Raw genomic sequence first — 14,797 nt, 5'->3', positions numbered from 1 at the left:
ATGCAGTAATTATCGCAGCACAATACAAGAAAAAAAGCGCAGCGGACGGAAGCGAGGAAAAATAACCGCCTGGGCGAAGAGAAAGTAGGCGCGGGATGCGTTTAAGTGACGGGAATAAAAACACGCGGGCAAAAAAAAGCCACCCCGCAGGGTGGCCTTCGTTATCAGACGGCTGTCTGGAAAATCACGCCGTCCGCTTTTTCGGTGTACTGGTTCAACTGGTCAAAGTTGAGGTAACGGTACGTATCAACAGCGGTTTTATCCACCTGCGCCATAAAGTTGAGATACTCTTCCGGCGTTGGCAGTTTGCCGATCAGCGCCGACACCGCCGCCAGCTCCGCAGAAGCCAGGTAGACGTTCGCACCCGTACCTAAACGGTTCGGGAAGTTACGGGTTGAGGTGGATACCACCGTCGCGCCGTCCGCGACACGCGCCTGGTTACCCATGCACAGCGAGCAACCCGGGATCTCGATACGCGCCCCGCTCTTACCAAACACGCTGTAGTAGCCCTCTTCAGTCAACTGTGCCGCATCCATACGGGTCGGCGGCGCCACCCACAGGCGGGTCGGCAACTGACCTTTATGGCTGTCCAGCAGTTTACCGGCTGCGCGGAAGTGACCGATGTTGGTCATGCAGGAACCGATGAACACTTCGTCGATGTTAGCACCCTGCACGTCAGAGAGCAGACGCGCGTCGTCCGGATCGTTCGGCGCACAGAGGATCGGCTCTTTGATTTCCGCCAGATCGATATCGATCACCGCCGCGTATTCCGCGTCGGCATCCGCTTCCAGCAGTTGCGGATCGGCCAGCCATTTCTCCATACCCTGGATACGGCGCTCCAGCGTACGGCGGTCACCGTAGCCTTCAGCGATCATCCACTTCAGCAGCACGATGTTGGAGTTCAGATACTCGATAACCGGCTCTTTGTTCAGCTTGATGGTACAACCGGCAGCGGAACGCTCTGCAGAGGCATCGGTCAGCTCAAACGCCTGCTCAACTTTCAGATCCGGCAGACCTTCGATCTCCAGAATGCGGCCGGAGAAGATGTTTTTCTTACCTTTCTTCTCAACGGTCAGCAGACCCTGTTTGATGGCATACAGCGGGATCGCATGCACCAGATCGCGCAGCGTAATACCCGGCTGCATTTTGCCTTTGAAGCGCACCAGCACAGATTCCGGCATATCCAGCGGCATCACGCCGGTCGCAGCGGCAAACGCCACCAGACCAGAACCTGCCGGGAAGGAGATACCAATCGGGAAACGGGTATGTGAATCACCACCGGTACCAACGGTATCCGGCAGCAGCATACGGTTCAGCCACGAGTGGATAACGCCGTCGCCCGGACGCAGGGAAACGCCGCCACGGTTCATAATGAAGTCCGGCAGCGTGTGATGCGTGGTGACGTCAACCGGCTTCGGATACGCCGCCGTGTGACAGAAAGACTGCATCACCAGATCGGAAGAGAAGCCCAGGCACGCCAGATCTTTCAGCTCATCACGCGTCATCGGCCCGGTGGTGTCCTGAGAACCCACAGAGGTCATTTTCGGTTCGCAGTAAGCGCCAGGGCGGACACCGGCCACACCGCAGGCACGACCAACCATTTTTTGCGCCAGCGAATAACCGCGGTTGCTTTCCGCCACATCTTTCGCCTGACGGAAAACATCGCTGTGCGGCAGACCCAGCGCTTCACGCGCTTTGGTGGTCAAGCCACGGCCGATAATCAGCGGAATACGGCCACCGGCGCGTACTTCGTCAATCAGCACCTCGGTTTTCAGCTCGAAGCTCGCCAGCAGCTCACCGGTTTCGTGGTTACGCACTTCGCCTTTGAACGGGTAAACGTCAATCACGTCGCCCATGTTCAGGCTGCTAACATCCACTTCGATCGGCAGCGCGCCGGCGTCTTCCATGGTGTTAAAGAAAATCGGCGCGATTTTGCCGCCAAGCACCAGGCCACCACCGCGTTTGTTCGGCACAAACGGAATGTCGTCGCCCATAAACCACAGCACCGAGTTGGTGGCGGATTTACGCGAAGAACCGGTACCGACAACGTCGCCCACATAGGCCAGCGGGAACCCTTTTTTCGCCAGCTGCTCGATCTGTTTGATCGGACCCACGCTACCTGGCTGATCCGGCTCAATGCCTTCACGAGCGTTTTTCAGCATCGCCAGCGCGTGCAGCGGGATATCCGGACGCGACCAGGCATCAGGAGCAGGGGAAAGATCATCGGTGTTGGTTTCACCCGTTACTTTGAAAACGGTAACGGTAATTTTTTCTGCCAGCGCCGGGCGGCTCAGGAACCATTCGGCATCGGCCCAGGATTGCATCACCTGTTTGGCGTACACGTTGCCCGCTTTCGCTTTCTCTTCCACGTCGTAGAAGTTATCGAACATCAGCAGCGTGTGGGACAGGGCTTTGGCGGCGATCGGCGCGAGCTTTTCGCTGTCCAGCGCGTCAATCAGCGGGTGAATGTTGTAGCCGCCCTGCATGGTGCCCAGCAGTTCGATCGCTTTTTCAGGGGTAACCAGTGGGGAGGTGGCATCGCCTTTGGCGATAGCGGCAAGGAAACCCGCTTTTACATAGGCTGCTTCATCGACGCCCGGTGGGACACGGTTAGCCAGCAGGTCAATCAGAAATTCTTCTTCGCCAGCAGGCGGGTTCTTCAGCAGCTCGACAAGCCCTGCCATTTGGGTTGCATCTAATGGTTTTGGCGCAATCCCCTCAGCGGCACGTTCAGCTACGTGCTTACGGTATTCTTCTAGCACGACGGTTCTCCTCGCTCTCATTGTCATAATGCGGCAGGCGTTTCTCTTCACGCTCCTGTGAGACAGCAGTTTGTAGGGTAAATCCGCGAACCGCGTCGGGCAGCATAGCAGGATTTTCAGGGGGTGTTAATCTGTTTACAAAAAAGCAACATTAAATACTTGCTGAATCGTTAAGGACGGAATAAAGCAGGCGGGAGAAGGTTTTAACGACAGAGAATCCTCGCCCGCAGAAATGAAAAACGGCCCCGCAGGACCGTTTGGTTACGCGGCTGTTACACCGAACCTAACAACGAACGCACACTACTGTTGGCATATTTTTCCGGCGTGACGGTTTGGTCCACCAGTTTACCCAGCACGTATTTTTGGACCGTTGAGCGGTTGTTCACCTGCTCGTTATGACCGACGCTTGCCAGTTGCCCGCGACCGTTATAGTTGAGCGTGGTGGTGTTCTCTTCATCGTTTTCCACCAGATGGTAGAAGTAGTTTTGCGACGACTTCATTTTGTTCAGCGCCAGCGGAATCGACGGGTCGATAGCCTCATGCCAGGCGGCGCTCAAATGGCTGCGTGTCGTCTGCTTCACGGTTTTTGAGCCATCATCGCGTGTCTGCTCTTCGGAAGATTGCGAGGCGGTATAGGAGAAGCGATCTTTCTCTTCTTCATGCAACGGGTTAGGTGATTTCTCGGTTTGCACGAGCGACAGCGAAAAATCATTCAGCCCGCTTAATTGCGAAACGCCGCTCGTATTAAGAGTGAAATTTTGGCCTGGAGTGACGTTGGCGCTTTCCGCATCGCGAGTGGTGTTGAGCGCGCGGAAGACGGATTTCATCGCTTCCATCTGACCCCGATCGCCATTACCGGCAATACGCGCTTTATCGAATTTATCGTCATACGCTTTCAGCGCCAGCTGCTGTTGGCCATAGCTGCCGGAGAGTGCAGGTTTGGACATATCGCTGCTCATCTTCAGCGAGTAGTCGCCATCCTGGTAGGCAACGGAGCGCGCTTTGTCATCGGCATGGAAATTCAGCGACTGCAGCGAATCATCGCCATTGCGTATATCCGTTTTCAGATCGACAGATTTCAACCGATTGCTATCAAAGTTGGTTAAACCAGCGATATCCAGTTTCGGCGGTTGCTGCCCCAGCCCGCTAAGCGCTTTGCTCAACGCATTGCCGAGGTTCGCCACTGCCGCAGCATCATCATCATTTAACGCCTCACCCTCTGTTTTCACCTCAACCGCGATGCCATTGTCCTGCTGGGTCATCGTCAGGTGAACGGTCGAGCCGGATTTGGTGGCGATGCTGAGCGTTACCGCCGATTTATTCGCACCGGCACTGGCGCCCAATTCAGCACGCACTCCGGTCAGCGCCTGGGTGAAATCGCCCCGGTTCTCCTTCAGATTGTCAAGCAGCGCACTGCCAAGGCCAGCCATTGAGGAAACCGAAGCACTGCCCACTGCCGATTGCATCAGCCCTTCAATAATGGGGTTGGTGTGCTGTGCGACACTGGTGCTCATCTTTTTCGGTGACAGGCTATAAACCGCCGAAATCTCGGAAGTCTGGCTCCCGAACATCACTTTCGCCGAGATGTTATTGTTGGCGACAGCGTTATTGCTGCTGGCGGCACGAGCAGCAGCGCCAACCTGCGTTGTCGCGCTCACGCGCGTAACAGAAGGCAGCTGTAAGGCAAAACTAAGTCCGCGGATCATGACGATGAAACTCCCTCTCTCACCGATAATGGTAGTCATCTAACATCGGCAGTTTTTGCACAATCTTTATACTCTGCGGATGAAAACCCTAAATTCATCACGAAATACAATAAAAAAAGCGAGCCAGTTACCTGACTCGCCTATTTTAGGCTACACCCGCATTCGCAACTGGAATGCGTCAGCCGTTACATGATGTTCGCGACAGATTTCGCCAGCTGTGCTTCGAGAGCCGGTTTGGCTTCTTCGAATTTCAGGTTCACTTTGTTCGCGTTAGACACAACACGCGTCTGGTATTTCGCGCGATTGCCTTCTTCGGTGCTGGTTTGCAGCTTGATACCGGAAGTGCCCTGACGCAGCGCTGCCACGTTGTCGGTGGTCACTTTCGCTTTGCTACGCTCAGAGATTTGCAGGTCGGTTACCATGGTGAAGTTGACATCTTCGACCATTGCGTCAGCCGCCATACCGATCAGGCCAGCGGCCAGGCCCACGCCCAGCGCCGCGCCGGAAGAGTTGCTGTTGTACGCAGTAATACCTGCGCCAAGCGCCGCACCCACCGCCGCACCTTCATAACCACTTTTGAGATACCCCTGGGTTTCACGCAGGTCCATTTTGTCGGCTTTCAGCACGTTGGCCTGGATCCAGTAGTAAGCGGTATCCGGGGAAGAGGTCACTTTATAACCTTTATCAGTCAGTTCTTTTGACAGCAGCGTCTGCAGGTTGCTCATGTCTTTATCAGAGGTGTTTTTCACCTGGATATAAACGGTTTTCTCAGAGGAGGGTTCCAGCCAGATGGTCTGGCTCATCTGGGTTTTCACTTCCAGATTACGTTTTTTCACCGCCGTGGTCATCGCGCCACAACCCGACAGCACGAACGCAGCCAATACCACACCGACGACAGCAATTTTTTTATAAGACATAACGATTCCTTTTTTCATTCCAAACCAGGGATAAGAACTACAAATGCGGCAAACGCCGGACGGGAGCAATGAAACGAGGAAAAGTCACACAGTCCATGTCATGACGGAGCCAGAGGCGCGGGCTTACTGCCTGCGTTATTAAAAATATTTCTGGATGAGTTATCGGCATTTTAAGGAATAATCTGAATAAAAATGCCTACTAAAACTTGTAGTTATGTGAGAAGAGGAGATCGACGGGAAAGAGACAAAAAAAAGCAGCCCGAAGGCTGCCTTATCTTAAATTGGCGAAACTTACTTTTTCTTCGCTTTCGGGTTCGGCAGGTCGGTAATGCTACCTTCGAACACTTCAGCAGCCAGACCGACGGATTCATGCAGCGTCGGGTGCGCGTGAATGGTCAGCGCGATATCTTCAGCGTCGCAGCCCATTTCGATAGCCAGACCGATTTCACCCAGCAGCTCGCCGCCGTTGGTGCCGACAATCGCGCCACCGATAACACGGTGCGTCTCTTTGTCGAAAATCAGTTTGGTCATACCGTCAGCGCAGTCAGAAGCGATGGCACGGCCGGACGCTGCCCACGGGAAGGTGGCGGTTTCGTAGCTGATGCCTTTCTCTTTCGCTTCTTTCTCGGTCAGACCCACCCATGCAACTTCCGGCTCGGTGTAGGCGATAGACGGGATAACTTTCGGATCGAAATAGTGTTTTTTACCGGCGATAACTTCAGCGGCCACGTGGCCTTCATGCACGCCTTTGTGCGCCAGCATCGGCTGACCGACGATATCGCCGATAGCGAAGATGTGCGGCACATTGGTGCGCAGCTGTTTATCAACGCGGATAAAGCCACGGTCGTCCACTTCCACGCCTGCTTTGCCCGCGTCGAGGTTTTTACCGTTCGGCACACGGCCGATAGCCACCAGCACGGCGTCGTAACGCTGCGCTTCAGCAGGGGCTTTTTTGCCTTCCATGGAAACGTAAATGCCGTCTTCTTTTGCTTCAACGGCGGTCACTTTAGTTTCCAGCATCAGATTGAATTTCTTACCGATGCGTTTGGTGAAGACTTTAACGATGTCTTTGTCAGCGGCCGGGATAACCTGGTCGAACATTTCAACCACGTCAATTTCTGAACCCAACGCATGGTACACAGTACCCATTTCCAGACCGATGATACCGCCGCCCATCACCAGCAGGCGTTTTGGTACGGATTTCAGCTCCAGGGCGTCGGTAGAATCCCATACGCGCGGATCTTCATGCGGAATGAACGGCAGTTGGATCGGACGGGAACCCGCCGCGATGATAGCGTTGTCGAAGTTGATTACGGTTTTGCCGTTTTCGCCTTCCACTTCCAGGGTGTTCGCCCCGGTGAATTTACCCAGACCGTTAACCACTTTCACTTTACGGCCTTTGGCCATACCCGCCAGACCGCCGGTCAGCTGAGTGATCACTTTCTCTTTCCAGGTACGAATCTTGTCGATATCGGTTTTCGGTTCGCCGAAGACGATACCGTGTTCAGCCAGCGCTTTGGCTTCTTCGATAACTTTTGCAACGTGCAGCAGCGCTTTAGAAGGGATACAACCCACGTTCAGACAAACACCGCCGAGGGTGTTGTAACGTTCAACGATGACGGTTTCCAGACCTAAATCAGCGCAACGGAAGGCAGCAGAGTAACCTGCCGGGCCTGCCCCAAGTACCACGACCTGAGTTTTGATTTCAGTACTCATCATGACCTCTTATTGATTTCCGGCGGTCAGGGGTACTTCATGTCGCCCTTCATCCACCGGGACGTTCTATCCGCCCGCAGTTTACAAAATCGTTAACAATTTTGAAACAACAAACGGCAAACGATTTGTCCTTTTGCCCCTGATAACCCCAACAGCTCTATGAGATTACCAGAAAAAAGCCGGCCGTCAGGCCGGCTTCTTCGATTACATCACCAGACGGCGAATGTCAGACAGCATGTTGTTGATGATGGTGATAAAGCGCGCCCCATCAGCACCGTCAATCACACGGTGGTCGAAGGAGAGCGAAATCGGCATCATCAGACGCGGTACGAACTCTTTACCGTTCCAGACCGGCTCTATTGCCGATTTGGAGACGCCCAGGATAGCCACTTCCGGCGCGTTAACAATCGGTGCGAAATGGGTTGTGCCCAGGCCGCCGATGCTGGAGATGGTGAAGCAACCGCCCTGCATTTCGCCAGCGGTCAGCTTACCGTCACGCGCTTTTTTGGAAATCACCGTCAGTTCGCGGGAAAGCTCGGTAACGCTCTTCTTGTTCACGTCTTTAAAGACCGGAACAACCAGACCGTTCGGGGTATCCACCGCAACACCGATGTTGATGTATTTCTTCAGCGTCAGGCGCTGACCATCTTCAGACAGCGAGCTGTTGAAGCGCGGCATCTGCTCAAGCGCAGCAGCAACGGCTTTCATGATGAAGACAACCGGCGTGAATTTCACATCCAGTTTGCGCTTCTCAGCTTCGGCGTTCTGCTGTTTACGGAACGCTTCCAGATCGGTGATATCGGTTTTGTCGAAGTGTGTAACGTGTGGGATCATCACCCAGTTACGGCTCAGGTTAGCACCAGAGATTTTCTGGATACGGCCCAGTTCCACTTCTTCGATTTCGCCGAACTTGCTGAAGTCCACTTTCGGCCACGGCAGCAGACCCGGCAGAGAACCACCGGTTGCGCCAGCGGCAGGTGCGGACTCAGCGCGTTTCACCGCGTCTTTCACGTAAGCCTGAACGTCTTCGCGCAGGATACGGCCTTTACGACCGGTGCCTTTCACTTTCGCCAGGTTAACGCCGAACTCGCGCGCCAGGCGGCGGATCAGCGGGGTAGCGTGAACGTAAGCATCGTTTTCCGCGAAATCAGATTTACTTTCTGCTTTCGCAGCCGGTGCCACAGCAGGTTTAGCAGCCTGAGCCGGGGCAGCAGCAGATGCCGGAGCAGCAGCGGCAGCCGGAGCAGCGGCAGGCGCAGCGCCTTCCACTTCAAACACCATAATCAGAGAACCGGTGGAGACTTTGTCGCCCACGTTCACTTTCAGCTCTTTCACGGTACCTGCGAACGGTGCCGGAACTTCCATAGAAGCTTTATCGCCTTCGACGGTGATCAGCGACTGTTCAGCGGAGACTTTATCACCCACTTTCACCAGCACTTCGGTCACTTCAACTTCGTCGCCGCCGATATCCGGTACGTTGACCTCTTTCGGGCCAGCCGCTGCTGCCGGTGCGATCGCCGCAGCCGGAGCGGCGGCCTGAGCCGGAGCCGCAGCAGGTGCAGCACCCGCCACTTCGAAGATCATGATCAGCGAGCCGGTAGAAACTTTGTCGCCGGTGTTGATTTTGATCTCTTTCACGGTGCCGGCGAACGGCGCCGGAACTTCCATAGAGGCTTTGTCGCCCTCTACGGTGATCAGAGATTGTTCTGCCGCAACGGTGTCGCCCACTTTCACCAGGATTTCGGTGACTTCAACTTCGTCACCGCCGATGTCAGGCACGTTCACTTCTTTCGCTGCCGCGGCTGCTGGCGCAGCAGCGGCCGGCGCGGCCTCTTTCTTCTCTTCTGCCGGAGCAGGTGCAGCGGCTGCTGCACCATCGGCGGAATCGAAAATCATGATCAGTTTGCCCGTCTCGGTTTTGTCGCCTACAGAGACTTTGATCTCTTTAACAACGCCAGCCTGCGGAGACGGAACTTCCATAGAGGCTTTATCGCCTTCCACGGTGATCAGCGACTGTTCAGCTTCTACTTTGTCGCCCACTTTGACCAGAATCTCGGTGATTTCAACTTCATCAGACCCGATGTCCGGTACTTTGATTTCGATAGCCATTATCTCTTTACCTCTTACGCCAGACGCGGGTTAACTTTTTCTGCATCGATGTTGAATTTGGTAATGGCTTCCGCCACCACTTTCTTGTCGATTTCGCCACGTTTAGCCAGTTCGCCCAGTGCTGCTACCACCACGTAAGAAGCATCAACTTCGAAGTGGTGACGCAGGTTTTCACGGCTGTCGGAGCGACCGAAGCCATCTGTACCCAGTACGCGGTAATCATCAGCCGGTACGTAAGTACGAACCTGCTCGGCGAACAGTTTCATATAGTCAGTTGATGCCACAGCCGGTGCGTCGTTCATCACCTGAGCGATGTACGGAACGCGCGGCGTTTCCAGCGGGTGCAGCATGTTCCAGCGCTCACAATCCTGGCCATCACGCGCCAGTTCAGTGAAGGAGGTAACGCTGTACACGTCAGAGCCCACGCCGTAGTCGTTCGCCAGGATCTGCGCTGCTTCACGAACATGACGCAGGATAGAACCGGAGCCCAGCAGCTGAACTTTACCTTTGCTACCGGCAACGGTTTCGAGTTTGTAGATACCTTTACGGATACCTTCCTCGGCACCTTCCGGCATCGCCGGCATGTGGTAGTTTTCGTTCAGCGTGGTGATGTAGTAGTAAATGTTCTCTTGCGCTTCACCGTACATGCGTTGCAGACCGTCATGCATGATGACTGCCACTTCGTACGCGTAAGACGGGTCGTAAGAGATACAGTTCGGGATAGTCAGCGACTGAATGTGGCTGTGACCATCTTCATGCTGCAGACCTTCGCCGTTCAGGGTTGTACGACCAGAAGTACCACCGATCAGGAAGCCGCGAGCCTGCTGGTCGCCCGCCTGCCAGCACAGGTCGCCGATACGCTGGAACCCGAACATGGAGTAGTAGATGTAGAACGGGATCATCGGCAGGTTGTTGGTGCTGTAAGAGGTCGCAGCCGCCAGCCAGGATGCGCCAGCACCCAGTTCGTTGATACCTTCCTGCAGGATCTGACCTTTCTCGTCTTCTTTGTAGTAAGCAACCTGCTCACGGTCCTGCGGGGTGTACTGCTGGCCGTTCGGGCTGTAAATACCAATCTGACGGAACAGACCTTCCATACCGAAAGTACGCGCTTCGTCGGCGATGATCGGAACCAGTCTGTCTTTGATCGACTTGTTCTTCAGCATCACGTTCAGGGCACGCACGAAAGCGATAGTGGTGGAGATCTCTTTGTTCTGCTCTTCCAGCAACTGGGAGAAGTCTTCCAGCGCAGGCAGATCCAGTTTCTCGGTGAAGTTCGGCTGACGAGACGGCAGGTAGCCTTTCAGCGCCTGGCGACGTTCGTGCAGGTATTTATGCTCTTCAGAACCTTCCGGGAAGGTGATGTAAGAGAGGTTTTCAACCTGCTCATCGGTAACCGGAACATTGAAACGATCGCGGATATAGCGCACGCCGTCCATGTTCATTTTCTTCACCTGGTGAGCGATGTTTTTACCTTCTGCGGTATCGCCCATGCCGTAACCTTTAATGGTATGGGCCAGGATAACAGTCGCTTTACCTTTGGTTTCACGCGCTTTTTTCAGTGCCGCGTAAACTTTCTTCGGATCGTGGCCGCCACGGTTCAGAGCCCAGATCTGCTCATCAGTCCAGTCTGCAACCAGCGCTGCGGTTTCCGGGTATTTGCCGAAGAAGTGCTCACGTACGTACGCGCCATCTTTGGATTTGAAGGTCTGGTAGTCGCCGTCAACGGTTTCGTTCATCAGCTGGATCAGTTTACCGCTGGTATCTTTACGCAGCAGCTCATCCCAACGACCGCCCCACATCACCTTGATAACGTTCCAGCCAGCACCTGCGAAGATGCCTTCCAGTTCGTTGATGATTTTGCCGTTACCGGTTACCGGGCCATCCAGACGCTGCAGGTTACAGTTGATGATGAAGCACAGGTTATCCAGTTTCTCACGGGTGGCGATGGTGATAGCGCCTTTGGATTCCGGCTCATCCATCTCACCGTCGCCGAGGAAGGCGTAAACGGTTTGTTCAGAAGTATCTTTCAGACCACGGTGTTCCAGATATTTCAGGAACTTCGCCTGATAGATAGCACCGATCGGGCCCAGACCCATCGATACGGTCGGGAACTGCCAGAATTCCGGCATCAATTTCGGGTGCGGGTAAGAGGAGAGGCCTTTACCGTGAACTTCCTGACGGAAGTTGTTCATCTGCTCTTCAGTCAGACGACCTTCCAGGAACGCACGCGCGTAGATGCCCGGAGAGATGTGGCCCTGGAAGTACACAAGGTCGCCGCCGTCTTTCTCGTTACGGGCACGGAAGAAGTGGTTGAAGCAAACTTCATAAACGGTCGCGGAAGACTGGAAGGACGCCATGTGGCCGCCCAGCTCAAGGTCTTTTTTGGACGCGCGCAGAACCGTCATGATGGCGTTCCAGCGAATAGCTGAACGAATGCGGCGTTCCAGTTCCAGATTGCCCGGGTATTCCGGTTCATCTTCAACGGCAATAGTGTTTACATAGTTGCTCGCCCCTGTGCCAGCTGCCACTTTCACACCGCCTTTGCGGGCTTCAGAAAGAAGCTGGTCAATCAGATACTGAGCACGCTCAACACCTTCTTCACGGATGACCGATTCGATCGCCTGTTGCCAGTCGCGAGTTTCGATCGGATCCACGTCATTTTGGAAACGTTCTGACATGGGGGGTATTCCTTATCTATCTAATACGTTGATTTGTCTGGAACCTGTCCCATTGCATTCTCATGCCTTTTCGTTCAAACCACAAAAGTGCAATAAGACAGGTTCTGCGTTTAGTTGCCGCGCTCTAAAGTTTGGCGCTGGTGTTACAACTCTTCCGGTACAACCTGCACCAGAAAATCTTAATTCTTTCTCTGCTCTAACCGGCGAAGCGAGCGTTCACGACGGCTCTGCTCACGGCTACGGTCCAGCAAAATCTCTTCAATAAACGCCAGGTGGCGGTGCGACGCTTCACGCGCCTCTTCCGGCTTCCCGGCCATGATCGCCGCGAAAATACTCGAGCGATGGTTGCTGACCAGCGGCAGCATCTCGCGGCGCGCGTACAGCAATTCGAAGTTCTGACGAACGTTTTGCGCCAACATTGGCTCCATGCAGCGTAGCAGATGAAGCAGCACAACATTATGTGCCGCCTCGGTTACGGCTATTTGATACTGCACGACGGCACTGGATTCCGCGTCCAAATCCCCGGACTGCTGCGCAAGCTCAATGGCCTGGTGCAGTTCGCTGATCCGCGCTTTGTCTTCATCGGTGCTGCGCAGCGCCGCGTAATATGCAGCGATGCCTTCCAGCGCGTGGCGGGTTTCAAGCAGGTCAAACTGGGATTCGGGATGATCGGCCAGAAGCTCAACCAGCGGATCGCTGAAGCTTTGCCACAGGCTGCTTTGGACAAAAGTACCGCCACCCTGGCGACGAAGGAGCAGACCTTTCGCTTCGAGGCGCTGAATGGCCTCGCGCAGTGAAGGACGAGAAACATCGAACTGTTTGGCCAGCTCGCGTTCTGGAGGCAGTTTCTCGCCGGGACGCAACGTACCTTCGAGAATCAAAAACTCCAGTTGCTGCTCAATCACATCGGAAAGTTTTGGTTGGCGGATTTTGCTGTAGGCCATTGTTCCCTGTCTCTACCACTCGCCCGGAGTAAATTGGTCTTACCAATTTCATGTTCTTGACGCTAAAGTAACAAAGTATTCACCTTCTGTCCATACAGGTTTTGATTGAAATCAGGAAACCACGCACATTTTAACAATGTTACAGAAATAGCGTTTCAAAGATGTAACCTTGCACAAATGCCTCGTTTACCGCGAAAGAGGCAGTTTTAACTTTCCTGAAACGCCAGTTAAGGCATATGAACCGATTCAGTTGTTGAATATATGAATGGTTATTCTGTTTAGGTGCATAAAACGAAGAAATGAGTTCAATGCAGAGGTAGAGGAGGTACGCAGAAATGGTTTCTTTTTTACCCGCTCGTCATCAGAGTTTCATAAAGCAGATGCATTCCCGCGCACTTATCACTATTCTGAGCCCTATGAAAGGGATTGACGAAAAAACCCGTCGACATTTCGTAAACTAAAAAATACAAAAAACGGAATTTATTTATTACACGCAAACCGCAGCGTACAAATAACAACCACACACGAGGTTTAATAATGGAAGGTCAACAGCACGGCGATCAGCTAAAGCGCGGCCTTAAGAACCGCCACATTCAGCTTATCGCGCTGGGTGGCGCTATTGGGACTGGCCTGTTTCTGGGCAGCGCATCCGTCATTCAATCTGCCGGCCCGGGGATAATTCTGGGTTATGCCATTGCCGGTTTTATCGCGTTTCTCATCATGCGCCAGCTGGGCGAAATGGTGGTTGAAGAGCCGGTAGCCGGTTCATTCAGCCACTTCGCCTACAAATATTGGGGCAGCTTTGCAGGCTTTGCTTCCGGCTGGAATTACTGGGTGTTGTACGTGCTGGTGGCGATGGCGGAACTCACTGCCGTCGGGAAATATATTCAGTTCTGGTGGCCAGAAATCCCAACCTGGGTCTCCGCCGCCGTGTTCTTTGTCATTATCAACGCCATCAACCTGACCAACGTTAAAGTGTTTGGCGAAATGGAGTTCTGGTTCGCCATTATTAAGGTTTTCGCGGTTGTGGCGATGATCGTGTTTGGCGGCTGGTTGCTGTTTAGCGGTAGCGCGGGTCCGCAGGCCACCGTGCGTAACCTGTGGGAACAGGGCGGTTTCCTGCCGCACGGCATCGGTGGGCTGGTGATGATGATGGCGATCATCATGTTCTCTTTCGGTGGTCTGGAGCTGGTGGGGATCACCGCCGCAGAAGCCGACAACCCGGAACAAAGCATTCCCAAAGCCACCAACCAGGTTATCTACCGTATTCTGATCTTCTATGTGGGTTCGCTGGCCGTGCTGCTCTCCCTGCTGCCGTGGACGCGCGTTACTTCTGATACCAGCCCGTTTGTGCTGATCTTCCATGAACTGGGCGACGCGTTTGTGGCCAATGCGTTGAACATTGTGGTGCTGACTGCCGCGCTCTCTGTTTATAACAGCTGCGTGTACTGCAACAGCCGTATGCTGTTCGGTCTGGCAAAACAGGGCAACGCGCCGAAAATACTGCAACAAGTGGATAAACGCGGCGTGCCGGTGAACACCATCATCACTTCTGCGCTGTTTACCGCGCTGTGCGTGCTGATCAACTACTTCGCCCCGGAATCCGCATTTGGTCTGCTGATGGCGCTGGTGGTTTCCGCGCTGGTGATCAACTGGGCGATGATTAGCCTGGCGCACATGCGTTTTCGCCGCGCCAAAAAACAGCAAGGTGTAACACCGCGCTTCCCGGCGCTGTTCTACCCGCTGGGGAACTGGATCTGCCTGGTGTTTATGGCGGCGGTGCTGGTGATCATGCTGATGACAGACGGCATGGCGATATCGGTTTACCTGATCCCAGTGTGGATTGCCATCCTCGGCGTCGGCTACCTGCTGAAGCAGAAAAACGCCAATGCCGTGAAAGCGCATTAATCCTTATCCGTTCTGCCCTCTCCCGCCCGGGAGAGGGTTGTTATCACTGTGTTAACT

The 14,797-nt window shown here is 54.2% G+C and carries 8 protein-coding genes; 1 reads left to right on the top strand and 7 read right to left on the bottom strand.

Annotation, left to right across the window (positions count from 1 at the left end; translation table 11 throughout):
• Positions 1 to 164: 164 nt before the first annotated feature.
• The 7 genes from acnB to pdhR all read right to left on the bottom strand — a co-directional run bounded on the left by acnB (position 165) and on the right by pdhR (position 12,832).
• Complete coding sequence (gene acnB / locus BN2591_RS08220; protein ID WP_086870567.1) at positions 165 to 2,762, bottom strand: bifunctional aconitate hydratase 2/2-methylisocitrate dehydratase; 2,598 nt, start codon at positions 2,760 to 2,762, stop codon at positions 165 to 167.
• Between the two features lie 272 nt (positions 2,763 to 3,034).
• Positions 3,035 to 4,468 carry a hypothetical protein gene (locus BN2591_RS08210; protein WP_086870566.1) on the bottom strand — a complete coding sequence of 478 codons (1,434 nt, stop codon included), beginning with the start codon at positions 4,466 to 4,468 and terminating at the stop codon, positions 3,035 to 3,037.
• Between the two features lie 185 nt (positions 4,469 to 4,653).
• Positions 4,654 to 5,385 (bottom strand): conjugal transfer complement resistance protein TraT, encoded by a 732-nt coding sequence (traT, locus tag BN2591_RS08205; protein WP_086870564.1) that lies wholly within the window; start codon positions 5,383 to 5,385, stop codon positions 4,654 to 4,656.
• A gap of 291 nt (positions 5,386 to 5,676) precedes the next feature.
• The gene (gene lpdA, locus BN2591_RS08200; RefSeq protein WP_025263731.1) at positions 5,677 to 7,101 is read right to left on the bottom strand and encodes a dihydrolipoyl dehydrogenase; all 1,425 of its coding nucleotides are present in this window, start codon (positions 7,099 to 7,101) and stop codon (positions 5,677 to 5,679) included.
• Between the two features lie 204 nt (positions 7,102 to 7,305).
• Positions 7,306 to 9,210: a pyruvate dehydrogenase complex dihydrolipoyllysine-residue acetyltransferase gene (aceF, locus tag BN2591_RS08195; protein ID WP_086870561.1), complete on the bottom strand. Its 1,905-nt coding sequence runs from the start codon at positions 9,208 to 9,210 to the stop codon at positions 7,306 to 7,308.
• A gap of 14 nt (positions 9,211 to 9,224) precedes the next feature.
• Positions 9,225 to 11,888, bottom strand: a complete 2,664-nt coding sequence (gene aceE / locus BN2591_RS08190; RefSeq protein WP_020456568.1) for a pyruvate dehydrogenase (acetyl-transferring), homodimeric type — start codon at positions 11,886 to 11,888, stop codon at positions 9,225 to 9,227.
• Between the two features lie 179 nt (positions 11,889 to 12,067).
• Positions 12,068 to 12,832 carry a pyruvate dehydrogenase complex transcriptional repressor PdhR gene (gene pdhR / locus BN2591_RS08185; RefSeq protein ID WP_086870560.1) on the bottom strand — a complete coding sequence of 255 codons (765 nt, stop codon included), beginning with the start codon at positions 12,830 to 12,832 and terminating at the stop codon, positions 12,068 to 12,070.
• 534 nt (positions 12,833 to 13,366) lie between these two features.
• Between pdhR and aroP the strand changes: the two genes are divergently transcribed.
• Entirely contained in the window at positions 13,367 to 14,740 is a 1,374-nt protein-coding gene (gene aroP / locus BN2591_RS08180) for an aromatic amino acid transporter AroP (RefSeq protein ID WP_086870558.1), read from the top strand.
• The last annotated feature ends 57 nt before the right edge of the window (positions 14,741 to 14,797 follow it).

It is taken from the genome of Kosakonia pseudosacchari, from assembly GCF_900184035.1.
GTDB lineage: Bacteria > Pseudomonadota > Gammaproteobacteria > Enterobacterales > Enterobacteriaceae > Kosakonia > Kosakonia pseudosacchari.
Note: the sequence above shows the minus strand (reverse complement) of the source record. Positions and strands in the feature narration are given on the sequence as shown.

Bases quoted from the DNA above. Each gene is read 5' to 3' on its own strand.
- aceF (WP_086870561.1), bottom strand. From the start codon at position 9,210: ATGGCTATCGAAATCAAAGTACCGGACATCGGGTCTGATGAAGTTGAA.
- pdhR (WP_086870560.1), bottom strand. From the start codon at position 12,832: ATGGCCTACAGCAAAATCCGCCAACCAAAACTTTCCGATGTGATTGAG.
- lpdA (WP_025263731.1), bottom strand. From the start codon at position 7,101: ATGAGTACTGAAATCAAAACTCAGGTCGTGGTACTTGGGGCAGGCCCG.
- aceE (WP_020456568.1), bottom strand. From the start codon at position 11,888: ATGTCAGAACGTTTCCAAAATGACGTGGATCCGATCGAAACTCGCGAC.
- traT (WP_086870564.1), bottom strand. From the start codon at position 5,385: ATGTCTTATAAAAAAATTGCTGTCGTCGGTGTGGTATTGGCTGCGTTC.
- BN2591_RS08210 (WP_086870566.1), bottom strand. From the start codon at position 4,468: ATGATCCGCGGACTTAGTTTTGCCTTACAGCTGCCTTCTGTTACGCGC.